Here is a 25,589-nt window from a genome sequence, read left to right as displayed (position 1 = left end):
AATTTGAATTTTCTATACGTTTAATCACAACATTATTAAATTCCTGCCTTAGATTTTAACTGGTCAAATTTAGAAACCAATTCTATATATCGCTCTTTGGCATCTTTACCTATTTCCTTATCAGTATCACCAACAATGTATGATAAATACGAAATCTGCGCAACCAACATTTGCTGAGGATATGCACCTTCTTCATTCTTGAGTTCTTTCAATACCTTCTCTAATGAGGCTTTCTTTTCAGAATTTGTACTCTTTTTCAATTCAGCTTCTACTTTTACTTGAAATTTTCGTGCTTCAGATAATAAACTGATTACTTTGTTTTCAAAGGCTAGTTGTTCTTGAAATGTAGTACTTGTAATGCCTTCTTTTTCAAGGCGTGGATCGACTATGATTTCGAATGTTTGCTCTAAAGTTTCCTTTCCAACGGTTAAACTTACCGTATACATACCTGGTGGCACCATTGGTCCATTTTTAAACAACCTGGATTTCTTATCGCTCCAAGCTCCTTTTTGTTTTAAATCCCAAGCAAAACGATTTAAGCCTTTTTTAGTTTCAAGCTTTGTGTCCAAATAGCTAAAGGTCATATTTAGACCCATGTCTTGAACCTCTTCAGACGTAGACGTTAATTGGGTAGAATCACTCACGATAGTAACAATGGATTTTTTGTTTGCATCCAATATTTTTAACTGAACATCTTTAGTTATATCGTTTGGGAGATAGTAATCAATAATTACACTGGTGGCTGGGTAATTTGGAAAGTCACTCGAAGCTCTACCTGTTCTATACCGAATCGTAGTGTCAGGTTTAAACAATATTGGTTTATCATTTAAATCAGCTATTTCAGGGTTTCTTAGAGAGGTAATATTATCTAGAATCCAAAATCCACGACCCATCGTACTTATAACCAAATCTCCTCTATGGATGATTACATCGGTAATTGGCGTAATAGGTAGGTTCTGTTGAAATGGTTTCCATTTTTTTCCTTCGTCAAAGGAAACGAACATTCCATATTCAGTACCAGCATATAAAAGACCCTCTTTTACAGGGTCTTCACGTAATACTTTAGCTGTATAATCGGCAGGTATTCCGTTAGTAGCCGTACTTATTAATTCCCAATTTTTTCCGAAATCTTTAGTCATATAGAAATACGGTATGTTATCACCCAAAAGATGTCTATCTACAGAAATGTATGCTTTAGCCGGGTCGAATTGCGATGGTTCTACTGATTCTACCCTACCACCTTTAAGCATTTTTTTAGGAGTAACGTTTTCCCAAGTCTGCCCTCCATCTTTAGTAAGGGAAATAATACCATCATTAGAACCTGTCCAAATAAGGTCTTTTTGAATCTTAGATTCCCGAATAGAATACAGTGTACTGTAATACTCCTCCCCTGTTATATCACGTGTTATTGGGTTACCAGAAACAACCTGCTTATCAGCTTCAAAAGCAGTCAAATCTGGCGAAATTGTTTCCCAAATAACTCCGTCATTTCTAGTTTTATGAACAAACTGCGACCCCATGTACACTACATCTGGATCATGTGGAGAAACGTGAACCGGAGCTACACGCTGAAATCTATATTTTAAATCCTTAGGATTATGACCATAAATATTCGAAGCGCCAATTGAATACTCACGGTTAGCTCCTGTTATTTTATTATAAACACTAAATCGCCCTTTACAATTATTGTAAACGATATCAGAATTACCTGGTTTAGGTATTGCTGGTCCAGTTTCACAGCCTCCTACTTCAATCATTACTTGAGTACCTTGTGGCGAAGAACCACTTGGTGAAGAACTCGGTATAGCAATTGTGGTATTGTCTTGTTGAGCACCGTACACCCAATAAGGATATTGGTCATCTACAGCAACTTGATAAATTTCTGCAGTGGGTTGATTAAACTGAGAAGACCATGTTTTTCCTCCGTTATGCGAAATATTAGCCCCGCCATCATTACTTTGAATCAATAATTCAGGATTATTCGGATTTAGCCAAATATCATGATTGTCTCCATGTGGAACAGCCATAATGGTCCAAGTTTTACCACCATCTTTCGATTTTAATAACGGATTAGCATTTGAATATACAATATCAGGATTGGTAGGGTCTACCTCAATATTGGTATAATAGAAAGGTCTATTTACAAGTCCCTTTTCACTAGACGTTTGTTGAAAGCTTTTACCTTGATCTATAGATTTATAAACACCCCCTTCATCATCAGGTGCTTCTATAACGGCATAAACGATTTTCGAATCAGACGCAGCAACAGCTAAATCTATTTTACCAATTAAGCCCTTTGGCAAACCATCTTCTAACTTCGTCCAATCTTTACCCCCATTAACCGATTTATAAATGCCGCCTTCTTTATTCTCTCCTCCAGAATCAATTGTCCATGGTGTACGTTGTGCTTTCCAAGCAGCTGCAAAAACAACATTTGGGTTTCCTGGTAACAACTCTATATCTGCAAAGCCTGTTTTATTCGAAACGAATAATACCTTCTCCCAAGTTACACCCCCATCAATGGTTTTATATACACCACGTTCTTCATTTGGTTTAAAAGCGTTTCCAATGGCGGCTACCCAAACAATATTGCTATTGGTAGGGTCAATTTCTACAGCACCAATTTGACCAACATTATCAAGGCCAATATGCGACCAGGTTATACCTGCATCAATAGATTTATAAACTCCTTTTCCACTGATTATATTACTACGAAGTCCATCAGAACCAGTACCCACATAAATAATATTTGGGTCATTAACAGCTACTTCAATAGCACCTATTGAGGGAGTTTCAAAAAATCCGTCAGAGATATTATTCCAAGTTGTACCATAGTCTTCAGTCTTCCATACTCCTGCCCCTGTGGCGCCTAGATAAAAAGTACCTGGTTGCATTGCAGTGCCAGTTACTGTAGTTACCCGACCACCTCTTGAAGGACCAATGGTACGATATTCAAAAGCTGAAAAATCTTGAGATAAAAGTGTTGTTGAAATAAATAAACAAGTGAAAAAGGCAAGGTTGCAGAATAATCTCTTCATCGGTATCTTAATAATTGGTTGGTCAAAAGCTAAAGTTAGTTAAACCAATAATTATAACATAGACTTCACCACATTTTTGCGATTATCTTGTTTTCATCAATATGAATTAAGTATTTATAATAAAGTGGGGCAATTTGAACCTATTCATAATAATACCAATTCACCAATCTATCATAATAGTATTAAAGTTGAATACGTTTACCAGTCTATAGGAAAGTAATCTTTCAAGAATTTTCCACACCAGTGTTTACCAGTATTGATTCCGTCGAACAATGGATCCATTACTCTGGCAGCACCATCAACAATATCTAAAGGTGGTTGAAAATCGTGGACTTCTTGTTTTTTCTTAGCTAATTCTGCAGGATCTTCATCTGTAACCCAACCCGTATCAACGGCATTCATAAAAATACCATCTTTGGCCAATTCACCAGAAGCAGTATGGGTAAGCATATTTAAAGCAGCCTTAGCCATATTGGTGTGTGGGTGGCGAGATTCTTTAAAAAAACGGTGAAATTTACCTTCCATCGCCGTTACATTTATAATATGCTTCTGACCAGTATTCTCTTTTTTCATTAATTCGGCTAACCGGTTGCAAAGCACGAAAGGCGCTACAGAATTCACCAATTGAACCTCAATCATTTCGGTGGTTTCGATTTCACCTAATTTTAATCTCCAGCTATTAGTTTTACGTAAATCTACTTGTTGTAAATCTGCATCTAATTCCCCTGTTGGAAAAACCTCTTGGGCAACCAAAGCATTATCAAAACTATAAGGTATTTGAGATAATTTAGCAGAAGCCCGCAAACCTATACCAGGTTCAGGTCCGTGCCAAGTAACTGGCATATTTTGATTTGGAGAAGCTTTAGTGCTAAACAATTTTAATTCATCCAAACAATTTTCATGATCGCTCAAGACCATTTGGGCAAATTTAGGCAATGAAGAAATTTCACGTTCCTCGTTTTCCATTAAATGATGGTAAAATCCTGCTGGTCTACGAACGGTTTGTGCTGCATTATTAATCAATATATCAAGTTTGTCATACTGCTGCTCAATAAAATTGCAGAAGATTTCAACACTAGGTATATGGCGTAAATCTAGTCCGTGAATTTTTAGTCGATGCCCCCATTCCATAAAATCTTCCTCCTTAGAAAAACGAAGTGCAGAATCCACAGGAAATCGTGTCGTCGCAATTACGGTAGCACCACCACGTAAAAGCATTAGAGTAATATGATAGCCAATTTTTAGTCGAGAACCGGTAATAACAGCGATTTGACCTTTTACATTGGCGTTTTGAAACCGTTTGGCATAATTAAAATCGCCACAATCGGAACACATAGTATCATAAAAATGATGAAGTTTCGTAAACTCGGTCTTACAAACATAACAATTACGAGGTGTTGCAAGTTCTGGTAAATCTTTACTTTCTAATTCTGCAGCGGGTAATAATTTAGGAGCTACAAATACATGAGCTTCACGCGCACTACGAATACCAGTTTCTTTACGCGCATGTTTATCGCGAACCGCTTGTTTTCTTTTCTCGTTTCGCTTGGCATCTTTTACCCTTTTTGCAAACTCTTGTTTGTTAGGGCGCGATAATTGACCTGCAACTTTGATTAAGGCAATTCGTCTATCTTCTGGAATCTCAAAAATTTGGTTTGTGTCGGTAACCAAACGATTTAAAATTTCAATACAACTTTCAATTTCGTTTAAATCGATTTCAGTTTCGTTCTCGTGCTGTTTATCCTTCATCATACAACCTTAAAAAGGGCAAAAATACTAACTATGTTTAAAGTACAGTAATACGTACTTTTTTCTTTTTTAATCTAGAATTGTTCAAATTGTTAACCAGTTCTTTTGAATTGTTTTTGGGAACGGCAACAAAAGCACAATCTTGTTTTAATTCAATGTCTCCTAGTTGGTTTGGATTCAGTCCGGCTTGTTTAAAGAAAAGTCCTGCAATATCACCTTTTGATATTTTATCTTTTCGTCCACCAGAAATGAATAGCGTTTCCCAAAATGGGTCTCCTAACCTATTGGATTTACTGATGTTGATTCCCTTTGATTTCGAAATAAACTCAGGTAACGATTCTTTATCCCATTTTAAGACATAGGCAGTACCCGCTTCATTAACACGAGCAGTTCTTCCATTACGATGGGTGAATTCTTCAACACGATGTGGTAATTCGTAATGAATTATGAATTTTAACTCAGGTATATCTATTCCTCTAGCTGCCAAATCGGTAGCTAATAAGATACGACTACTACCGTTTCTAAACTTAATTAAAGCACGTTCACGGTCTTTCTGTTCCATGCCGCCAGAAAAGCATTCATGTAAAATATGTTGCTGACTTAAATAAGAACTAACACTTTCAATACTATCTTTAAAATTACAAAAGATGATACCTGGTTGTTCTCCTATAAATTTTAATAACTGAACTAACGTTTTCAGCTTGTCTTTATCTTCAGATAAAACAGTGCTGATTGTTAGTTGTGATGGGGTTTCCTTCTTAAGAAAATTTATTCTCCTCGGGTTTTCCATACCTACAAACTTCGGAATCTTAACCCCCTCTGTAGCAGATGTAAGAATACGTTTTTTAAGGTTGGGTAATTCTGCAAGAATTTCAGTCATTTCCTCCTCAAAACCAACTTCTAAAGACTTATCGAATTCATCAAGCACCAAATGGGTAATATGTTCTTTGGTAAAACGATCTGCCATAAAATGGTCTAGAATTCTACCAGGTGTTCCTACAAGAATTGCGGGCGTATGTTTTAGTTCAATCTTATCTTTAGACATAGGTCTACCGCCATAAATGGCGTTAACCTTAAAACCAGACCCCATATTGCGAATTACTTGTTCGATTTGAATAGCCAATTCTCGCGAAGGCACTAAAATTAATACTTGAACCTCAGGATTATCGTGGTCTAAAACCTCTAAAATAGGAAGTAAAAAAGCCAACGTTTTTCCAGTACCTGTTGGTGATAATAGAATTGTGTTGGCTGTAGATGAAATCACAGTTAGCGCCTCCTCTTGCATAGGATTCAACGCATCAATATTCAATTTCGATAAAATCTCTTCTTGATTTTTCATGCGATATCTGTGATTTTAAATTATATATCAAATTCTAGGCCTCTTGAAGGACTCTTTTTGATTTTCTATAAATGTAATTTGGGTAAATGCTTCTTTTTGCAAATCTGTTCAACTTGTTAGAGTTAATCATTTTTTGAAAAATAGGCTTAGTAACTCCGAAATACTCATAAGTAGAACCATCTAAAAATGTAATTTCCAATACAAGACCATTGTGTTGATAATCTGCTATACCAGAATTATTTATAGTTTCTTGGTAAACATCATTGTTTGCCTCTAAAGTTTCAGGAGCGATACTTACTAAAAAATGGTAACCGTCTATAATTCGACGACTTTCTATTTCAGCCTCTTCACGTTTTTCATCACCTTCTTGAAATTTGTCTGGATGCCATTCTTTTACCAAATTTCTGTAAGTAGATTTAAGAGTTTTAAGCTCGATTTCCTTTTCAACTCCAAAGAGTTTTTTGTATTCATTAATACGCTTCATAATACGACTTTTTTGCGGGTGCAAAATTACGTCTTTATTTTGACCTAGAAGCTTGAAAATGAGTAATAAAAAAGCCCTTCACTATGGAAGGGCTTTTTCTTAAACTTGAAAGTATATATGTTTAGATAACTTTTACGTTCACTGCGTTTAATCCTTTGTTACCTTCTTTTAGTTCGAATTCAACTTCATCGCCTTCACGAATTTCGTCGATTAAACCTGAAATGTGTACAAAGTGGTCTTTTTCAACACCTTCTTCAGTGATAAAACCGAAACCTTTTGTGTCGTTGAAAAATTTTACTGTTCCTTTACTCATTGTAATGTAATTTAATTTATAATACTATTTATTTTGCAAAGATGACTACAAAACTTGACATACAATGTTTTAAGTTCACTTAAATACATTTTTTGGCAAATATTTAAGAGTTTTCAACCTTTTCAACCTTATTAAAGAAAGATTTTACCTTTTTTGAACAGCTAACCACTCCATAATTGTGACTCCCTTACCATTTATTTGTACAGGTTCTCGGTTAAAATCAAAATTGGCATTATTTGCATGTGAATATATCCAAGACCAATGTCCAGGAAAATAATAATCCTTGCCACCATAAAAACCGGTTAAATCAACCACATGATCATAAAAAGAAAAATGCACGCTAGGTGCGCCAGCAGAAATCAATCTATTGTATAATGGTACAACGGTTTCATCTGGTACAGTGGTCGTATCATCTTTAGAATGTACGAACCATAAAGGAACATTTTTAATTCGTTCTATTTCTTCATCGGTAATATATTCGTTTTGGTAGGCTAAAGCACTTATATAACCAGCCGCAAAATACTCCGGATGATTCAGTATTAATTTTAAACTCATATAGCCGCCATTTGAACATCCACCAACATAAATTCTATCGGTATCTATCTTTGGATGCTTTGTAACATAATTTTCTATTAAATTGAACAACGCTTTATTATAAATATCTTCTGTATCCCCTCTCGTATAATCTCCTGATACGCTCTGCATCCAAAATGTAGGTGTTTGGGGTACTAAAACATAAGCTCCTCCGAAATAAGATTGTATTTCAGGAGTAGCATAATTGGTTGCTTTATTTGCAATTAAAGCAATACTAGGGTCAGTACCACCTTCACCCCCACCATGTAACCAAATGATTAGCGGCATTTTAGTAGACGCCCCCTCAGGTTCAAAAGAACCATAAGATAAAGCTGTTCCATCACTGGTATATGTCCCTTCTAAATCAAACCTATCTAAATCTGAATATATTCGTTCAGCTTCTGTATCCCAAATCTTTGATGTTGGTGTATGTGTTATATTCATTCTATAGTCAATCCACTGATTACTACCTCTACCATTTTTAAAAATATATTTGATTGGAGAATCTAACGGGTTATTTGGATGTACTAATAGCACTAGGCTAATATGGTTTCCTTCGGCTATTCTATTCCCCTCTTCATCAGAAACATAGGCAAATAAGACTTCTCTGTCCCCTTGTGATTCTGCAGGTTGCATTTCTACACCTTTTTTAGTGCGCTTAACTGCGACCGAAAAATCAGATGCATTTGCTTCGGTAACTACATCTTTAATTGACACAACAACTTTTTTGACCGCAGGACCCCAATCGTACCCTTCTATAATTAGAGTGTAGTTTCCTTCGGTATAACCAGATTCTTGAGAAACTTTAGCAACTGCAGCTTTCATTGGTAATTGTTGTAATGTAAATAGAATCAATAGTAATGGTAGTAGCGATTTTTTCATGGTACTAGAAGTTTAAAGTGATGGTAGTAAGGTACTAGTTTTTACTATAAAATCAAGACTATTAAAATTCATATTCTAACTACAGTTGTTATTTATTAATTAAAAAGGATTCAAAAAATTTTATAAAATGGTAACTTCAAAATAAAAACTATGTTCGGTCTATTTAAAAAGAAATCACAAAAGGAAAAGCTACAAGAACAATACGAAAAATTGCTAAAGGAATCTTATGAATTGTCTACTCAAAATCGTTCAAAAAGTGATGATAAGGCTGCGGAAGCAGATAAAATCTTGAAACAAATAGAAGCTATGGACAATTAAGTTAGCTACCTATTATCATATTTATATGTTGGATAAATTTTATTTGATATTTTAGTGCTACCAATAAAAGCGCATGTTCGAAATATCTATTTTAAAAAGTTTTTTTCAAAAATTTAAGGCTATAACAGTTATAGGTATATTGTTTTTAGGTGTATCTATATATGCTCAAAAACCCGCGTTTAATATATCGAAAGATTTATTATTGGTTCAGTTAGACTGTAAAACCGATATTGATGATTTACATACAGCTGCTGGTTTAGCCACACTTTTGCATTATCCAGATTATAAAGATTTGAACTATTTTGCTATTGCAGGCACCTATGGTATACAGGAAGGATTATATGTACCCCCCAATGAATTAATGAAATTGGCATTCGGTAAAAATTGGGCAGATGCCCATTATAAACGAGATAAATCGATAAAACTGGTTGTTGAAAAGGTTAAAAAAACAATTAAAAGCGGTGGTTCTGTATGGGTTGCTGAAGCAGGTCAATCTGATTTTACTGCAGATTGGGTAAAGAAATTAGTAGAAGCGAATCCGTCTTTAAATGTAAAAGAAAAAATTCATGTGGTTCAGCATAGCGATTGGAATGAATCGGTTACTGAACCAACCAAACTTAAATATACTCAATCAATTACTGATTATCACAAAATAGCTGATGGCAATGCCGTTGGTAATGGTACACCTGGCTTAAAATCTGACGGAATTGTGAATTGGGAGAGCAAATTGAACGATAATCATTTAACACTAGTATGGAATATTGCTATGCGATTAGGAAATCAGTATAACGGAAAAGATGGTAGATATTTAAATGAAAGTGTAGCCGAAGGTGGATTAGATTTTTCAGATTTATCTGAAGTTTGCTACATATTGAATCTTATGACCATAAAAGATACAGATGAGTTTTTTACTTATTTTAAGGTTGATTAATTAATAGTTTTAATTTTCAAAAAAGCCTCCTGTAATTTTTGAGTTACGGGTCCTATTTTATTCTCCTTATAAAGAATGTGATCATCTATTTGTTGAATAGATGCTATTTGGGTACTAGTGCCGGTTAAGAATGCTTCATCTATCTCAGAAATATCATTAATGGAGACCGGTGTTTCTCGAATTTCTATATCGAGAGATTTACAAAGTTCAAAAACAACTTGTCTAGTTATGCCATCTAAAATTAGCTCGTTGGCAGGATGTGTTAAAACAACTCCGTCTTTTACAAAGAAGACATTACAATGAGAAGCTTCGGTAAAAAATCCATCTCGATGTAAAATAGTTTCAAAGCATTGATGTTGCATGGCCTCTTCATTCAGCATAACATTACCTAAAAGTGACGTCATTTTAATATCGCAACGAGACCATCTAAAATCTTCCCGGGTAATTACTTTTGCATTGACAGAATTAATTTGGGGTAAAACTTTAGGCACTGCATACATCATTATTGTAGGTACTATATCTGATGGATACGAATGTTGTCTTGGAGCGACACCTCGTGTTATTTGAATATATAGAAGACAATCCTTACCAGTTAATTCGGAAACACTTAATAGTTTTTCTATTTCAATTAGTAGGTTACTTGTATCAAAAGCGATATTTATCTTATTTAACCCTTCTTGCAAGCGATTTAAGTGAGCTTTTTCATAGAAGAATTTCCCGTCAATTTGTACCATAACTTCATAGATACCATCACCAAAAATAAAACCACGGTCAAAAACTGAGATTTTAGCATCTTCAGGAGGTACTATGTTACCATTTAAATAAACCTTGTCTGGGTACTTCATACCTTATAAATACCTTTGAAGATTCTTTTTAAAATATTCAGCACTATCCGTAATACTCTTCATTGAACTCTCGGCAAAATTTCCTCCCTGCTCAATATAATAGTATTGCAAGTCTTCTTTATCAATAGTTGATAATAAAGTCTTATAATCTATAGAACCATTACCCATTTCAGAATAATCTCGGGTAACCTTGTCCATGTCTTTAATATGCCACATTACAAAACGCCCAGGGTTTTCTGTAATTAACTCACTCGGACTTTTACTAGATGAATGCTCAACCCAGTACATATCCATCTGTAATTTCACCAAGCTAGGGTCAGTACCTGCTAGAATAATATCATAGCCCTTTTCACCATTGTGGTCAGTAAATTCAAAATCATGATTATGATACGCAAATTCTAGTCCGGAATTGGTCACCTGCTCCCCTATTTTATTCAATTTATCAGTTAATATTTTGAAATTTTCAATATCACGAAATTCTGGCGCTAGCCATGGCCATGTAATATATTTGCTATCGATGTTATGAGAACCTTCGATACATTGATCAACATAGCGATCAAGATTTTCCATAGGTTCATTAAATCGACTTGAAAAATCATAGTGCCCGCTTGAAATGGTAAAGCCTAAATCAATTAAGTTCTTATTAAATTCCTTTGATTTAATTCCGTAGTACGTATCATTATCACCATCATAACCATAAATTTCTCCATCTTCATATCCTAAGCTTCTAGCATATTTAATGCTCTCTATAGGGTCTTTAGCCATTGCATCACGTATAGTGAATAACTGTAAACCCATTTTAAATCGAGGATCTAGTGGTAATACCGACAAGGGTAAAATTGAACTAACCGAAAGCACACCGGTCTGTTTTAAAAATGTTCTTCGTGTTGTTGTATTAAACATGATTCTTATCGATTTAATTAAAATTTACGAAGCATAAATATAAGGTTTGGAAACTAAAATTAGGTATTTGAAAACTAAAAAAGCAGCCCAAAGGAGCTGCTTTTTTAAGATGCTTTATTTTTTATTAGTTACTTGAAAGTGCAGTGCCATTATAGGAAACACGATAAATAGCGTCACCATAATCATCAGAAATTAGCATTGAGCCATCTTTCATCCATAAGATATCAACAGGTCTACCAGATGCTTCTTGGGTTGATTCGTTTAACCAACCATCAATAAAAGGTTCGTAATCGATAACTTCCCCATCCTTTATATCTGCCATCATAATTCTATAGCCAACCTTCTTACTTCTGTTCCAAGAACCATGCTCTGCAATAAATGCTTTGCCTTGATAGTTTGGTGGAAACATTTCAGCCGTGTAAAATTTAATAGCCAAAGGTGCTACGTGGGCTCCCAATTGTAACGCTGGAGAAACAAAATCTGAACACGGATGCTCTTCACCAAACTCTGGGTCTTTCACAATACCACCATGACAAAAAGGATATCCAAAATGTTGACCTATTTCGGTTACATGATTTAATTCACAAGGTGGAATGTCATCCCCAAGCATGTCACGACCATTATCTGTAAACCACATCTCTTTAGTATCAGGATGCCAAGTAAAACCAACAGAATTTCGAACACCTTTTGCATAAATTTCACGGTTACTACCATCTGGATCCATTCTAGTAATGGTCGAAAAACGTTCATCTTCATTGGTACGGTTACAAATATTGCATGGTGCCCCTACAGGTATGTACAATTTATCATCAGGTCCGAAGGCGATATACTTCCATCCATGGTGAAATTCCGTAGGATAGTCATCATATATCAATTCTTTATTTAGAGTTTTACCCACCTGATTTTCAATGTTCGGATATTTCCATAAACTACCGACTTGAGCAACATATAAATCACCGTTTCTCATAGCAATACCATTTGGTACTTCCATGGTATCAAGAACGATAACATTGTCAGCCTTAAAATCACCATCAGTATCTTGAATGGCGTAAACCGTGTTTTCTGTTCGGGTACCTACAAATAAAGTCCCATTATCACCCAAAGCCATTGAGCGCGCACCATCTATTCCCCTAGCATAGACTTCAATTTTAAATCCTTCAGGAAGATCGAGTTCCAATAAAGCTAAATCTGTACTGTCCATTGGAACATTTTCTGCCATGTTTTCAGCTCCTTTTTTTTGAGTTTCTTTACATGATATTATGGTAATAGCAATAGTAAAAACCATAGCTATTTTATAAAATGAAATTTTCATATTTAAGATGTTTAATTTTTAACGAAGATACACAAGAACGGGTAGTTTTAAAACCTTGAATTGTTATTAGTAAAGTATTTGATTAAGCTTAAATTGAATCATTTAGGTAGTAACCATTAATTTTAAGCTTATACAGCCACTTCATCTAAGGCTTCACCAATAAGTGTTTCACCTTGTATAATTTCAATAGTTTGATTTATTACTGCATCATCATGAAGTGAACGCACCAAGGTCTGAGCAACATCATCTCGAGTTATAGAACCTTGTTGATTCATTTTTGACTGAAGTTTAATTTTACCAGTTCCTGCATCGTTTGTTAAAGACCCAGGCCTTACAATAGAATATGTCAAACCTGATGATTTTAAATACTCATCTGCATTAAGTTTCGCCTCTAAATATTCCTGTAAATCTTCTGAAGCTTTGGGGTTGTCAGCGCCCATTGAACTTAGCATGACAAATTTCTTGATGTTTGCTTTTTTAGAAGCATTCATTAAATTTTTTGCACCTTCTTGATCTACAGCTATTACTTTTTTGCCACCAGAACCAGCTGCAAAAATCACCTTATCTATATGCTCTAAAGTATGAAACAAATCTTTTTCAAGGTCACCTAAAACTGTAGTTATACCCTCTTTTTTAAACTGTTCTTGTTGCTCTTCTTTACGAACCATTGCTACTGGGTTAAAGTACTGAGAGGCTTTTAATAAATTTACTATTTTTTTACCTGTGGTACCATTCGCACCAGCTACTAATACATTTTCCATAGTCTTAATGTTTTATCGCAAGTTCTTAATAAAGTGAGTTAAAACTTAGTTCATATACTATAATTAGTATCGTGAAAACACTATTATTCCATTCACATGTATTGCCTATTAAATTACTATTTGTAATCGTCTTAAAAACTATTATAAAATAGAAAAGCTGCCTAATCAGGCAGCTTTTCTAAAATGCAAACACTTCATCTAAATTTATGAAAGACTAGCATTCAATACGATTTCAGCATTCAGTAATTTCGACACTGGACAAACTTCTTTTGCTTTTAGAGCAATTTTATTGAATTCATCAGAATTAATATTTGGAACATCTCCTTTTAAATGTAAAGTCACTTTTACAATTTCTCCATCCTTAAAATCAACCTTTGCATCTACATCTAAAGTTGTTGGCGTAAAACCTGCTTCACCAAGTAAGAAACTTAGTTGCATTGAAAAACAACCGGCATGCGCTGCACCGATTAACTCCTCTGGGTTTGTACCTTTTCCATCTTCAAATCTTGTATTAAAAGAATATTGAGCATCTTGTAAAACGGTACTTTCGGTTGTCATTGTTCCTTTACCGTCTTTTCCACTACCCTTCCATTGTGCTTTCGCGCTTCTTGTAAAATTCATATGTATTCTTATTTAAGATTAATAATTAATAACCTGCTTACTAGATGTTTAATTAATTTCTATCTTTTGAGCAAGTTGTACTTTCTCTTTGTACGTCGCGTAATCTATATATCCTTTTTGACCAGGAGTATAAAAAGTATCATTATCCCACTCAGCCAGTTCATAATTATGTTCAAATCGCTCTACTAAATCAGGATTAGATATAAACGGTTTACCTAAAGCTACTAAATCTGCATCACCAGCTTCAATTACTTTATTACCCGATTCTTGGTCAAATCCACCATTTATCATCAATGTACCGTTATATAAAGGTCTAAAATGTTTTGCTATATGTTTTACAGCAAAAGAAATTTCAGATACATCTGTAAAGGGTTCAGATAAATGCACGTAAGCTAAGTTGTAGTCATTTAACTTTTTAATGATGTACTCAAATGTAGGTATCGTTTCCTCATCCATAGTAATACCAAAAAGACCATGTAATGAAGGGTTAAACCGTGCTCCTATTTTTTCTTGAGGAATAACTTCTTTCATAGCATCTAGTACTTCAAAAAAGAAGCGAGTTTTATTTTCTATACTCCCACCATATTCATCAGTTCTTGTATTTGAAGTACCATTAAAAAATTGATGAAATAAATAACCGTTAGATGAATGTATCTCGACTCCGTCAAACCCTGCCTCTACAGCATTCTTTGCTGCAGTAACAAAATCCGCTATAGTTTGCTTGATATCTTCTTTGGTCATTGCTTTAGGAGTCACTGTATCTTTAAAGCCCTCTGGAGTATAAGATTGCGCATTCGGATTAATAGCTGAAGGAGCTAGCGGCAATTCACCATTATGAAAATCAGGGTGAGACATACGCCCTACATGCCATAATTGGATGAAAATTTTACCGCCGTCATTATGTACGGCTTCAGTAACTTTTTTCCAACCTTCAACTTGAGCCTTCGAATAAATACCTGCAGTATTTACATAACCTACTGCATCTTTAGACACTTGTGAACCTTCAGTAATAATCAATCCAGCCGAAGCTCGTCGTCTGTAGTATACCACGTGCAATTCTTCAACCGGTTTATTCTCTGCGTTTGCCGCTCTACTTCGAGTCATAGGAGCCATAACGACACGGTTTTTTAATTGTATATTTTTATGAAACGGAGTTAACAATGCTTGCTTGCTCATATATGGTAGAAATAAATTGTTTTAATTTTCATTACAAAGTTCAAACAATTAATGCTCAATTATTAACTCATCTCGTTAAAACATTGTTATAAATGCAAAAAGGGTATAATACAAAGTGAATTGCATGATACCTCTATTTCAAAGTTGAGAAAAAATTTTATAATGCTTCTGCACAGGCAACAGCAATAATGTGGTCATTTTCAACACTACTACCACTAATTCCAGTTGTTCCTATAATAGTACCGCTAGCATCTTTAATAGGTACGCCACCAGGAAACGTAATTAGGGGGCTATTAGAATGTTCAATATTAAATAAAGGTCCAGCCTAGGTTAGTATATTTTCTAATTAGTAGTAGAAGGCCTCGAAATCGCTTACCCACCAATTTTCTATAGCGAACTGTATTACATGTTTATCCCCTTTTTTATCTAAAAAATAAGTCTTTAAACAACCTTTGTTCACAAAATAACATTGCTTTAATTGAGTGCCGGTCTTTATAAGATATTTTCTTGCTTCAACCTTTAATTCGGTTAAAAGGCTATGGAATAGCTTTACTTCTAATTCTGTTACTTAAATATATTTTTTAATATGTGCTTCAACAGGTGATGTCATGAATTCGATTATAACTATAGTTTGCAAAACAACAATATAATTTAAATAACACTTACAGTTTACGCCTATAACCTAGTATTAAAGGGTATAACAAAAACTAGAGATATTTTATAAAAACATTATGATAAGCTTACTTAGAAAATGATTAGAAATAACTAAGTTGTGCCTTAAAACCAATCTCAAACTAAATTGAAATATTGCATCCTATTTCTTTCTTTTTTATGTCTAACCAACATTAATGCACAAAAGAAAAACGAGAACTACCGATTACATATCAAAAAATCATCAGGACCTATAACTATTGACGGCATAGGGAATGATGCCGCATGGCAAGATGCCGAGGAAGCGAATGATTTCTTTATGGTGCTACCTATGGATAATCGTAAAGCTACTGAGCCTACGACCATAAAAATGACCTATGATGACACTAATTTATACCTCTTAGCTACCTTTTACAATGCAACTAAAGCCAACTATTTTGTAGAGTCTCTACGGCGCGATTTTTCTTTTGGCAAGAATGATAACTTTCTTTTATTCTTAGATCCGTTCAACAACCAGACTACGGGTTTTTCATTCGGCTCCAATGCGTATGGTGCACAATGGGATGGTACCATGTATGATGGTTCAAAAATTGACTTGAATTGGGACAGTAAATGGATATCTAAAGTTACCCGTGATGAAGAGAAATGGATTTTTGAAATGGCGGTACCTTTTAAATCCATTAGATATGAAGAAGGTGTGAAAGAATGGGGAATAAATTTTAGCCGTTTAGATTTAAAATCGAGCGAAAAATCGAGCTGGACACCTATCCCACGTCAATTTCCAACCGCTTCCCTCGCTTATTCAGGCACTTTAGTTTGGGATGCCCCACCACCCGCTCCAGGAACTAATTTCTCCATTATTCCTTATGTTTTAGGAGATGTAAAACAAAATCAAGAAGTAGGTGGAGTCGTTAAAACTAATGCGAAAATTGGAGGAGATATAAAATTTAGTCTTACCTCTTCTTTAAATCTTGATTTGACCGTAAATCCAGATTTTTCACAGGTTGAAGTAGATCGCCAAGTAACCAATCTTGACCGTTTCGAATTGTTTTTCCCAGAGCGTAGACAGTTCTTTTTAGAAAACGGAGATTTATTTGCGAATTTTGGATATGAAACTATAAGACCATTTTTCTCTCGAAGAATTGGCTTAAATGTACCTATTCAAGCAGGCGCTCGAATTAGTGGGAATCTAAATGATAAATGGCGTTTAGGTGTCATGGATATGCAAACAGCACCAATTGAAGAATCAGGGCAACCAAGTCAAAACTTTGCCGTAATGTCTCTGCAAAGGAAAATATTTGGTCGTAGTAGTATAGGTATGATGTTCGTAAACAAACAATCTATCAACTACCCACAAGAAAATGATTCTCTAACTGATATATATTCTAAATACAATAGAAACCTTGGAGTTGAATATAATCTCGCCTCCGCCAATAATGCTTGGAATGGAAAGGCATTTTTCCTAAAATCTTTTGCACCTACCGACGATGATAGTGGCTTTACTCAAGGTGCCCATTTAGCGTATACCAGTCGTAAATGGAATTTACGTTTACAAGAAGAATGGGTAAGCAGCGATTATTCTGCTGAAGTGGGTTTTGTACGGCGAAGAGGCTATAAGAATTTATCAGGAAAAGCAGGACATTTATTTTTTCCGAAAGCAGGACCAATACTTAGCCACGGACCAGAATTAAATGGATTTTATTACTTCAACGAACAATTAAAAGAAACTGATCATACCGCTTATTTGGCTTATAAATTTGATTTTAGAAAACGTAGCAGTTTACTATTCTTTTTATCTGATGATTACGTAGAATTACTTTCTCCATTCGACCCTAGCGGACTCGGTATTTCAAATTTAACAACGGGCAGTCAGCACAATTGGAATGCCTTAGGATGGGAGTTTCAATCTAAACCTCAAAGTCTATTTACCTATGCATTTACAGGTCGTTTAGGAGGATATTATCAAGATGGTAGTAGAACTAGTTTAACCAGTGAAGTAGGTTATAGGTTTCAACCTTATGTCAGTTTAAAAGCTAATCTTAATTACAATCACATTAATTTACCAGCACCTTGGAATACCAATGAATTTTGGTTAATTGGTGCCGAGGCAGACATCACATTTACCAATAAACTTTTTTTTGCCAACTTGCTGCAGTATAATGAACAAAGCAATAATTTTAATATCAACTCCCGTTTTCAATGGCGCTATAGTCCCGCTTCCGATTTGTTTATCGTCTATACCAACAATTATTTCATAGAGCCTTACCAAAGTCGAAATTGGGGACTTACGTTAAAATTCACCTATTGGTTAAATAATTAATATACTATGTCTTTTCTATCGTTTGAATTACCCCTATAGCGGCCATTTCACCTGATATCATTGCAGCATTCAAAGACCCATTCAGCAAATAATCTCCGGCCAAAAACATACGTTCTGTAAGTCGAGTTTCAGAAGGCATTAAACTATACCGAAGGTTATTCAACTGAGGTAATGCCATTTTAATGGGGTAATGTTTTAAGTAACGTTCAGTAGTAATACCGCAGAATGTTTTTAAATCATCTTTTACTTTCTGTATGAGTTCGTACTCACTCAACTTGTGCTCTTTTACAACAGTAACAGATAGAAGTTCTTCTCCTCCTTTATGTTCAGTTTTAATTGATGTATAATAAAAAATATTATTAATCAATGCCTCCTTATCTGAAATTAAACCAATTAATGGTTTCTGAATTTTTCTAGTCTTAGTGGTGAAGTATAATGTATCTGATGAATGCCAGTCTAATTGCTGTTTTCGTAAGTTAGGTACTAATGGAGAAGCATCTGTGGCAATAATTACATAGTCTGGCTGTACCTCCTTCTTATCAGTAAATCTAATTCCATTATCCGTTACACTTTCAACAGCAGTATTAAATTTTATTATAGTTCGTTTAAGTTGCTGTTCCAGTTGTTTCGGAATCGCCTCAATACCTGCTTTAGGCAATACTGCATTTCCTGTTCCGAACATTTTATAGACAAATTGAAACATTCTAGAAGAGGTTTCTAAGTTATGTTCTAAAAATATACCTGAAAAAAAAGGTCTAAAAAACTGTTCAATTATTTCATTAGAGAACCCTTTTGATTTTAAGAAATCAAGTGTTGTTGTTTCATCTTCGTTAAAAATGTCTTCAAGCGATTTTTTCTTTAAAGTTGAATTTAATTTGAGAATTTTCAACTTATCTGAAAAATCCCCGATAGTTGATGAAAGTGTGGGTAGTAAAAGTTGCAGGCTTCGCAACGGATCACCGAGAACGGTGCTTTTACCCTGATTAAAAATTTGTGCTCCTGGTAAAAATTGCTGAAGTTCTAAGTCCGTATAATCAAGATATTCTTGCGCCTTAGGGTAGGCATCTAACAATACTTGAAATCCGCGGTCTAATTGATAACCTTCAACAATATCTGTTTTTACTCGGCCTCCAGCCCTATCGCTTTTTTCGTAAATAATGGGTGAAAATCCATCTTTCTCAAGCCTTAAAGCAGCAATAAGTCCGCTTATTCCTGCTCCTATAATTGCAATTTTGGTATTTTTCTTTTCCATTTTTTCAAAATCAACTAATAGAAACCGTCAACAAAAATAATTGCTTGACTTGAAATCTATTTCCCAGTATACCCCGGCCCTTTCACAAACCTACCAGGTGTGGCGCCGGTATGCTCGCCATTTTTTAATACTGCAGTGCCATTCACAAATACATGAATCACCCCTTCTGCATATTGATGTGGATCGGTAAAGGTGGCTTTGTCGGTTACTTTATCCGGATCAAAGACTACGATATCTGCAAAATTACCAGAAATTAAGCTTCCCCGTTTTTTAAGCTTTAAGTTTTCTGCGGGTAAGGCAGACAGTTTTCGTATACCTTCAGCCAAGGTGATGACTTGCTCGTCACGAGCGAATTTTCCTAAAACACGAATAAAGGAACCGTAAGCTCTAGGATGCGTACTTTGCTTTATAAAAACCCCTTCATTGGTATACGAGCCGGCATCGGAGCAAAAACTAATCCATGGCACTGCCATTTTCTTTTGTATGTTTTCTTCAGACATTGAAAAATAGACCACTTGAATGCGACTTCCATCTTCAATAATTAGATTAACCAAGGTTTCCTCCACACTTTTGCCCAATTCCTGAGCCACTTCAGGTAAGTACTTGCCCATATACTTACGTAACGCCTCATTTTTAAAACCTACAAAAAGAATGGTTTCTGGTGCATTTCTAAATTCTAGTTCTTTAATAGCTCGTTTTCTATTCTCAGAATCTTGTAATCGCTCTAACATGGTGTCAATACCACCTTCACGTACCCAATCAGGTAATTGCACGTGCAATCCTGTTGAACTTGCATTATAGGTATAGATATCTGCGGTAATGGGGAGTCCAGCACTGCGGGCGGAGTCAATTTTTGCCAATGCCAAATCTAATTTGTACCAGTTAGGTTTGGCTGATGCTTTCAGATGATAAACTTCAGCAGCAATATTGGCTTCTTTACTTATCTGAATTAGCTCATCAAGACTTTCTAATAATTTATTTCCTTCATCACGAATATGGGAAATATACATGCCATTATATTTGCCTGCTACTTTAGCAAGCTCAATTAACTCTTCAGTATTCGCATAACTGCTAGGAGCATATAGCAAGGAACTGGAAATGCCTACGGCACCTTGTTCCATAGCTTCCTGCGTCAATTGCTTCATCTGTTCCAATTCACTCTGTGTTGCAGGTCTATTTTCAAAACCAATAACGTGTTGTCTTAAGGTACCATTGCCTACAAATGAAGCTATATTTGGAGAAACTCCTTTTTGTTCCAAATGTGTTAAATACTCCCCTAGTGTAGTCCATGGAATATCAAAATTGATATCGACCTGGCCTTCTTTCATAGCCGTTTTCATTTCTTCTGTTAAAGGGCCCATTGAACTACCTTCACCCATAACTTCTAGCGTAACCCCTTGACGTATGTCGCTTTGTGATCTTCCGTCCTCCAGTAACGCTACATTCGCCCAACTTAGCATGTTGATAAAACCGGGAGCGGTTGCCAATTCGTCGAGAGCTACGATATTTTCACCTTTTAAACTATTTGGTTTTCCAATGACAGCAATTGTGTCGGCATTTATGCCAATATCACCTAGATAGGGTGCTTCACCACTTCCATCATAGATGGTGGTGTTCTGCAAGACAATATCATATGTTACAGGTGTTTGACAACTAAGTATGGGAAGTAAAAGAAATAGATATAAAAATCTCATCTTAAGGTGGTTTTGAAGGTCTTACTGGTTAAATATATAATAATATTCAAACCAATGTTAGCATCAAAGCAAAACTAGTGTGAGATAAAAAAATAAATATTTGTTTGTGGTAACTTAATCCTCAGGTGGATGTCCATGAATATCTTCAAAAACGGTATCAAAATTCTCGCGCAGGTAAGCATTTAATTTCTTTTGATAATCATCTTTTAACCAGCTTAAGAAATTATAAGTACTCTTGCTGATACATTTACCATAGACATGTATACGGTTGTCAATATCCTCTTTTAATAATTTAGCCAGTGCCAAAGCATCATAAACATCTTCACTGTTCTCAATACACATATAAGCGTGATGAGCAATTGAGCGTTCTAACACCACTTTAGAGGAATCACCAGCAAATGTTGCTGTTTCATAGATGTCTTTAATGTCAAAATACGTTTCCTTCGAATTTTTAAATTCCTCTTTTACTTCGTCAGATAAATCAAGTTTAAAATCGCTTTCGATATCCTCATCATCACGAATACGGTCCATGTAGAAATTAGGCGACTTAAAGATAGCACCCCAATCTAAATCGGCACCCCATGGTCCGAAACGATATTTGTTGTTACCTAAATCGATAACCGTAAATTTCGATTTATTATTTAAAATCCTAGACCCCCTACCAATCATTTGGTAATAAAGAGTAAGTGATTTTGTTGCCCTATTAAGAATAATCGTGTCGATAGTTGGTTCATCAAAACCTGTAGTCAATATACTAACCGAAGTTAAAATAGCATCAGGTGTTTCTCTAAACCACTTTAAAATTTGCTTACGCTGTTTTTTGGTCGCTGTATTATCAAGGTGCATGATTGGGAGACCTGCTGCTTGAAAAGTATGATAAACTTGTATCGATGTTTCAATACCATTATTGAAAATCAAGGTCTTTTTACCCTTAGAGTGCTTTGTGTGAGCTTCCAACAACTTATTTAACATCGCAGGACTCGTATATAAATCTGCCGATGATTTTACCGTATAATCACCGTTAGAGCCTATTTCTAAAGAAGTTAGCCCCATGTCATATTGAAAAACCTCTGCCCTTGCCAAGAAATCATTAGCAATCAAATTCTCTATAGATTCGCCAGGTATAAGCTCATCGTAGTTTTTGTTCATAGGCAAATCTTTGTTCGAGCTTAACGGAGTTGCCGTTACACCTAAAACAAAAGAATTTTCAAAAAACTTAAATAGTTTGGTAAAGGAGTTGTAGTGTGCCTCATCAATAATTACAAGTCCGACATCTGATATATCTAATTGGCCGTCGTTCAACCTATTATTCAATGTTTCAACCATGGCTACGTAGCAGCTATAGCGTTCTTGATCGTCTAAATTGGCTTTGCTATTTACTACCTTATTTACAACACCAAAGCTTGTAAGCATTTTTGATGTTTGGTTGCAAAGCTCGATACGGTGCGTCATTACCAGAACCTTTTTATTATGGTTCTTTAAATATTGCCGTACCATTTCAGAAAAAATCACTGTTTTACCACCACCTGTAGGTAATTGGTACAATAGGTGATAATCATCTCGTTCTGAATCGAACTTGTCAAAAATTTGTTGAATGGCTCCCTGTTGGTAGCTGTATAGTTCTTTATCGGTCTTCCTATCCTGTAATTCAAAAACAGTCTCTTGCATAAAATCTTTTCTGGAGGCTACAAAGGTAACATTCTCCCTAGTAGATTACTAATTCATGAGTTAAAAAGGGTATCTTTTGCGACCATTGGTAAACGATTATCGACCAATTATAGTATAAAAATGAAACATTACCATTTTATAGTAAATAAACCCTTTGGTATGTTGAGTCAAATAACCTCAGGTGAAGATCGCCAATTACGCAAAAAACGTTTTCTAAATGAACTTTATGACTTTCCTCAAGGAATAATGCCAATAGGTAGATTGGATGAAAAATCAGAAGGACTTTTACTGATGACTACTGATGGAAAATTAAGTGATACTATTAACAGTTCAGGAATTGAAAAAGAATATATAGTACAATTAGATGGATTGATTTCTTCTCAAGAATTAGAGAAGTTGTCTGAAGGAGTTAGCATAGGAATCTTTGGTGAAAAATATATCACTAAACCATGTATGGTGAAGTATTTAAAAATTGCACCTACCCTGCCAGAAGCTCATTCATCTTTAAGAATAGGAAGGCATAGACCAACCTCATGGATAAGTATAACTATAAAGGAAGGAAAATTTAGACAAATCAGAAAAATGACGGCTGCAGTGGGTTTTCCAACGGTACGCTTAGTTCGAATACGTATTGGAAGAATTGATTTGGAAACGATGGTTCCTGGTGATGTATTACCAACATCAATAAATTTAGAATCTATTTAGGAATTCTTTTCCCAGAGAAACGAGAAAATATAGTTAGGCTCTTTTTGGTATTAATAAAATAAACTCCGGTTAACAAGATTACCGAAGCAATGGCAGATTGCAATGTAATAGCTTCATTTAAAAAATACCAACCTAAGATCATCGCAATTATCGGATTTACGTAAGATGATGTTGCCACCTTTTCTGGCGATACAATTCTTAACAAATAATTGAATGCGGTAAAGGTTACGATACTTCCAAAAATAATTAACAGTAACATTGACCAAATTACAGGGGTGCTCCATTGTGTAGGTGAAGACCATGTTTCACCAAATAAGGTACTTATTAAAAGTAATGATAGTCCACTAGAAAGCATTTGGTATCCTGTGTTTACAAAGAAATTAGCAGGTAAATCAGCTTTACCGACAAAAAGACTACCGTAAGACCAACTTAACATACATATAAAAATCAGGACCATTCCTAAAATTGCGCCTTCTTGAGCAATAATTTCCTGCTGACCTACCAAAATAAAAATACCGGTTATGCCTAAAATTACACCGATGACAGACATAGGTTGTATTTTTTTTCCCTGTAGCACTCGCATCATCAACAATACGACTAAAGGTTGTGATGAAACTTCTAGTGCAGCAAAGCCACTATCCACGTATTTTAATGCCCAAACTACGACTCCATTTCCAAAGGTTAGAAACAAAAAGCCAGCAAAAAAGGTATTCTTAAATTGCTTTTTGGTGATTTTTAAAGGAAGTCCTAAAATTTTTGATATTATGAAAATTAAACTACCAGCTATTACAAAACGAATACCCGCCAACATAAAGGCGGGTAGTTCGGTAACTGCAATTTTATTCCATAAATAAGTAGAACCCCAAATGAAGTAAATGGCAAAAAATGACAACACGACTAAAACAGTATTGCGTTGCATTTTTGCCATAGGAGTTTTTAGATACTATATCTTCTTAACACGAACGGCGTTCATACCCTTCATGCCTCTTTCTAGCTCGTAAGCCACTTTGTCATTTTCCATAATCTCATCTATAAGACCACTAACATGAACAAAGTATTTTTCGTTATTTTCGGTATCAATTATGAAACCAAAACCTTTTGAAGTGTCAAAAAAGGAAACTTTACCGTTTCTTACTGGATCAAATTCTTCAACATCTCCTTCTTCCTTCTTAGGAATACCAAGAATGATATCTTCAGCTTCTACTTCAACTTTCATTGAAGGGTCTGGCGGAGTGTCTACTAAATTACCGTTGTAGTCTACATATGCAAGAGGGATACCAGAAGTACCACTTTCTTTTACCGCAGCCTTACGGGCAAGCATCTTCTTCTTTTTTTCTTCACGCTTCTTTAAGCGTTTTTTTTCTTTTTCAGTTTTATTAAATGTCTGTTGTGATTTTGCCATTCGAAATTTTAATGATAATACTCGATTTAACTATAAAGGAATTGAAATACGTGGTGACGTGTATAACGAATGGTAGGTTTCTTGAGTAAACTTATGACTTCATTCGTTGTAAGGCCATTGCAAGAATCATCTGCATCCCTTTAAAAGTTCTGCAAAGATAAGATTTGTATTCGGAATATGAAGTATATCAGCGTATCAAACTATCAATGTAATGATAGAAATATCTTATTCCTTTTAAGATGCTTTAGATTACTGTTCATAGTAGGGTTGAAAATCTTATGGTTTTAAGTACTATTAGCTTCACATTTCCCCTACTTCAACATACTATAATTAGGTGTCAACCGCAATTCGTAAAGATTAATAGTTAAATTTTAAATTTTACAATTTGACACAAATAACTGAATATCAATAATTTAATTAATTTTTGAATTTAAATATGTTAAAAATAGTACCTTTTTATACATAGTACTGTAACAAAATTGATTTACCGTCGTCTAGTTAGTATAAGAAAATTATTAATCAATCAATTAAAAATAAACATCATGAGAACTTTTATTAGAAACACACCGACAGAGACAAGAAAAAATTCATTTTTTTCAAGTTTTAAAAATAGTTAGCGAGTACAATGGGCATCCTCTAGAAACCATACCCA

22 protein-coding genes are annotated in these 25,589 nt (G+C 34.9%); 4 read left to right on the top strand and 18 right to left on the bottom strand.

Annotation, left to right across the window (positions count from 1 at the left end; genetic code table 11):
* Nucleotides 1–35: 35 nt before the first annotated feature.
* The 6 genes from B5X55_RS14815 to B5X55_RS14790 form a co-directional block, all read right to left on the bottom strand.
* Entirely contained in the window at nt 36–3,038 is a 3,003-nt protein-coding gene (locus B5X55_RS14815) for a WD40/YVTN/BNR-like repeat-containing protein (protein ID WP_079513417.1), read from the bottom strand.
* A gap of 198 nt (nt 3,039–3,236) precedes the next feature.
* Complete coding sequence (locus tag B5X55_RS14810) at nt 3,237–4,787, bottom strand: SDR family NAD(P)-dependent oxidoreductase (protein WP_079513416.1); 1,551 nt, start codon at nt 4,785–4,787, stop codon at nt 3,237–3,239.
* A 37-nt stretch (nt 4,788–4,824) separates the two neighbouring features.
* Complete coding sequence (locus B5X55_RS14805; protein WP_079513415.1) at nt 4,825–6,126, bottom strand: DEAD/DEAH box helicase; 1,302 nt, start codon at nt 6,124–6,126, stop codon at nt 4,825–4,827.
* Nucleotides 6,127–6,160: 34 nt separating this feature from the next.
* A complete protein-coding gene (locus B5X55_RS14800) occupies nt 6,161–6,610 on the bottom strand; it encodes a KTSC domain-containing protein (RefSeq protein WP_079513414.1) in 450 nt (149 codons plus the stop codon).
* Nucleotides 6,611–6,731: 121 nt separating this feature from the next.
* Nucleotides 6,732–6,923, bottom strand: coding sequence for a cold-shock protein (locus tag B5X55_RS14795; protein WP_027067037.1), 192 nt, complete (start codon nt 6,921–6,923; stop codon nt 6,732–6,734).
* Between the two features lie 144 nt (nt 6,924–7,067).
* Nucleotides 7,068–8,378, bottom strand: coding sequence for a prolyl oligopeptidase family serine peptidase (locus tag B5X55_RS14790; protein ID WP_079513413.1), 1,311 nt, complete (start codon nt 8,376–8,378; stop codon nt 7,068–7,070).
* Nucleotides 8,379–8,528: 150 nt separating this feature from the next.
* On the opposite strand from B5X55_RS14790, the gene B5X55_RS18705 reads away from it, so the two are divergent.
* Nucleotides 8,529–8,696, top strand: coding sequence for a Lacal_2735 family protein (locus B5X55_RS18705; RefSeq protein ID WP_143814511.1), 168 nt, complete (start codon nt 8,529–8,531; stop codon nt 8,694–8,696).
* Nucleotides 8,697–8,769: 73 nt separating this feature from the next.
* The gene (locus tag B5X55_RS14785; protein ID WP_079513412.1) at nt 8,770–9,627 is read left to right on the top strand and encodes a hypothetical protein; all 858 of its coding nucleotides are present in this window, start codon (nt 8,770–8,772) and stop codon (nt 9,625–9,627) included.
* Here B5X55_RS14785 and B5X55_RS14780 read toward each other — a convergent pair.
* The 7 genes from B5X55_RS14780 to B5X55_RS14750 form a co-directional block, all read right to left on the bottom strand.
* Nucleotides 9,624–10,472 carry an aminotransferase class IV gene (locus tag B5X55_RS14780; RefSeq protein WP_079513411.1) on the bottom strand — a complete coding sequence of 283 codons (849 nt, stop codon included), beginning with the start codon at nt 10,470–10,472 and terminating at the stop codon, nt 9,624–9,626. The genes B5X55_RS14785 and B5X55_RS14780 overlap by 4 nt on opposite strands.
* A 3-nt stretch (nt 10,473–10,475) precedes the next feature.
* Nucleotides 10,476–11,375 carry a sugar phosphate isomerase/epimerase family protein gene (locus B5X55_RS14775; protein ID WP_200811623.1) on the bottom strand — a complete coding sequence of 300 codons (900 nt, stop codon included), beginning with the start codon at nt 11,373–11,375 and terminating at the stop codon, nt 10,476–10,478.
* 124 nt (nt 11,376–11,499) lie between these two features.
* Nucleotides 11,500–12,687, bottom strand: coding sequence for a PQQ-dependent sugar dehydrogenase (locus B5X55_RS14770; RefSeq protein ID WP_079513410.1), 1,188 nt, complete (start codon nt 12,685–12,687; stop codon nt 11,500–11,502).
* Nucleotides 12,688–12,815: 128 nt separating this feature from the next.
* On the bottom strand, nt 12,816–13,448 hold the full coding sequence (locus B5X55_RS14765; protein WP_079513409.1) for an SDR family oxidoreductase: 633 nt from the start codon (nt 13,446–13,448) through the stop codon (nt 12,816–12,818).
* A 204-nt stretch (nt 13,449–13,652) separates the two neighbouring features.
* Complete coding sequence (locus B5X55_RS14760) at nt 13,653–14,069, bottom strand: OsmC family protein (RefSeq protein ID WP_079513408.1); 417 nt, start codon at nt 14,067–14,069, stop codon at nt 13,653–13,655.
* A 48-nt stretch (nt 14,070–14,117) separates the two neighbouring features.
* Complete coding sequence (locus B5X55_RS14755) at nt 14,118–15,245, bottom strand: alkene reductase (RefSeq protein WP_079513407.1); 1,128 nt, start codon at nt 15,243–15,245, stop codon at nt 14,118–14,120.
* Nucleotides 15,246–15,402: 157 nt separating this feature from the next.
* Nucleotides 15,403–15,552 (bottom strand): heme-binding protein, encoded by a 150-nt coding sequence (locus B5X55_RS14750; RefSeq protein WP_079513615.1) that lies wholly within the window; start codon nt 15,550–15,552, stop codon nt 15,403–15,405.
* A 492-nt stretch (nt 15,553–16,044) separates the two neighbouring features.
* On the opposite strand from B5X55_RS14750, the gene B5X55_RS14745 reads away from it, so the two are divergent.
* Nucleotides 16,045–18,216 carry a DUF5916 domain-containing protein gene (locus B5X55_RS14745; protein WP_079513406.1) on the top strand — a complete coding sequence of 724 codons (2,172 nt, stop codon included), beginning with the start codon at nt 16,045–16,047 and terminating at the stop codon, nt 18,214–18,216.
* Nucleotides 18,217–18,220: 4 nt separating this feature from the next.
* Here the strand turns inward: B5X55_RS14745 and B5X55_RS14740 are convergent, their stop codons facing one another.
* From B5X55_RS14740 to B5X55_RS14730, 3 genes are all read right to left on the bottom strand, one after another.
* The gene (locus tag B5X55_RS14740) at nt 18,221–19,468 is read right to left on the bottom strand and encodes an NAD(P)/FAD-dependent oxidoreductase (protein WP_079513405.1); all 1,248 of its coding nucleotides are present in this window, start codon (nt 19,466–19,468) and stop codon (nt 18,221–18,223) included.
* Between the two features lie 56 nt (nt 19,469–19,524).
* Nucleotides 19,525–21,162: an N-acyl-D-amino-acid deacylase family protein gene (locus tag B5X55_RS14735; protein WP_079513404.1), complete on the bottom strand. Its 1,638-nt coding sequence runs from the start codon at nt 21,160–21,162 to the stop codon at nt 19,525–19,527.
* Between the two features lie 114 nt (nt 21,163–21,276).
* Entirely contained in the window at nt 21,277–22,830 is a 1,554-nt protein-coding gene (locus B5X55_RS14730) for a DEAD/DEAH box helicase (protein WP_079513403.1), read from the bottom strand.
* 120 nt (nt 22,831–22,950) lie between these two features.
* On the opposite strand from B5X55_RS14730, the gene B5X55_RS14725 reads away from it, so the two are divergent.
* Nucleotides 22,951–23,535 carry a pseudouridine synthase gene (locus B5X55_RS14725; RefSeq protein WP_079513613.1) on the top strand — a complete coding sequence of 195 codons (585 nt, stop codon included), beginning with the start codon at nt 22,951–22,953 and terminating at the stop codon, nt 23,533–23,535.
* Here the strand turns inward: B5X55_RS14725 and B5X55_RS14720 are convergent.
* Both B5X55_RS14720 and B5X55_RS14715 read right to left on the bottom strand, forming a co-directional pair.
* Entirely contained in the window at nt 23,528–24,463 is a 936-nt protein-coding gene (locus B5X55_RS14720; RefSeq protein ID WP_079513402.1) for an EamA family transporter, read from the bottom strand. The genes B5X55_RS14725 and B5X55_RS14720 overlap by 8 nt on opposite strands.
* 15 nt (nt 24,464–24,478) lie before the next feature.
* Entirely contained in the window at nt 24,479–24,937 is a 459-nt protein-coding gene (locus B5X55_RS14715) for a cold-shock protein (RefSeq protein ID WP_079513401.1), read from the bottom strand.
* Between the last annotated feature and the right edge of the window lie 652 nt (nt 24,938–25,589).

The organism is Maribacter arcticus, assembly GCF_900167935.1.
Lineage (GTDB): Bacteria > Bacteroidota > Bacteroidia > Flavobacteriales > Flavobacteriaceae > Maribacter > Maribacter arcticus.
This window is presented reverse-complemented; position numbering and strand designations above follow the sequence as displayed.

Coding starts and splice junctions, on each gene's coding strand:
- B5X55_RS14815 (WP_079513417.1), bottom strand. CDS start 3,038: ATGAAGAGATTATTCTGCAACCTTGCCTTTTTCACTTGTTTATTTATT.
- B5X55_RS14810 (WP_079513416.1), bottom strand. CDS start 4,787: ATGAAGGATAAACAGCACGAGAACGAAACTGAAATCGATTTAAACGAA.
- B5X55_RS14805 (WP_079513415.1), bottom strand. CDS start 6,126: ATGAAAAATCAAGAAGAGATTTTATCGAAATTGAATATTGATGCGTTG.
- B5X55_RS14800 (WP_079513414.1), bottom strand. CDS start 6,610: ATGAAGCGTATTAATGAATACAAAAAACTCTTTGGAGTTGAAAAGGAA.
- B5X55_RS14795 (WP_027067037.1), bottom strand. CDS start 6,923: ATGAGTAAAGGAACAGTAAAATTTTTCAACGACACAAAAGGTTTCGGT.
- B5X55_RS14790 (WP_079513413.1), bottom strand. CDS start 8,378: ATGAAAAAATCGCTACTACCATTACTATTGATTCTATTTACATTACAA.
- B5X55_RS18705 (WP_143814511.1), top strand. CDS start 8,529: ATGTTCGGTCTATTTAAAAAGAAATCACAAAAGGAAAAGCTACAAGAA.
- B5X55_RS14785 (WP_079513412.1), top strand. CDS start 8,770: ATGTTCGAAATATCTATTTTAAAAAGTTTTTTTCAAAAATTTAAGGCT.
- B5X55_RS14780 (WP_079513411.1), bottom strand. CDS start 10,472: ATGAAGTACCCAGACAAGGTTTATTTAAATGGTAACATAGTACCTCCT.
- B5X55_RS14775 (WP_200811623.1), bottom strand. CDS start 11,375: ATGTTTAATACAACAACACGAAGAACATTTTTAAAACAGACCGGTGTG.
- B5X55_RS14770 (WP_079513410.1), bottom strand. CDS start 12,687: ATGAAAATTTCATTTTATAAAATAGCTATGGTTTTTACTATTGCTATT.
- B5X55_RS14765 (WP_079513409.1), bottom strand. CDS start 13,448: ATGGAAAATGTATTAGTAGCTGGTGCGAATGGTACCACAGGTAAAAAA.
- B5X55_RS14760 (WP_079513408.1), bottom strand. CDS start 14,069: ATGAATTTTACAAGAAGCGCGAAAGCACAATGGAAGGGTAGTGGAAAA.
- B5X55_RS14755 (WP_079513407.1), bottom strand. CDS start 15,245: ATGAGCAAGCAAGCATTGTTAACTCCGTTTCATAAAAATATACAATTA.
- B5X55_RS14740 (WP_079513405.1), bottom strand. CDS start 19,468: ATGGAAAAGAAAAATACCAAAATTGCAATTATAGGAGCAGGAATAAGC.
- B5X55_RS14735 (WP_079513404.1), bottom strand. CDS start 21,162: ATGAGATTTTTATATCTATTTCTTTTACTTCCCATACTTAGTTGTCAA.
- B5X55_RS14730 (WP_079513403.1), bottom strand. CDS start 22,830: ATGCAAGAGACTGTTTTTGAATTACAGGATAGGAAGACCGATAAAGAA.
- B5X55_RS14725 (WP_079513613.1), top strand. CDS start 22,951: ATGAAACATTACCATTTTATAGTAAATAAACCCTTTGGTATGTTGAGT.
- B5X55_RS14720 (WP_079513402.1), bottom strand. CDS start 24,463: ATGGCAAAAATGCAACGCAATACTGTTTTAGTCGTGTTGTCATTTTTT.
- B5X55_RS14715 (WP_079513401.1), bottom strand. CDS start 24,937: ATGGCAAAATCACAACAGACATTTAATAAAACTGAAAAAGAAAAAAAA.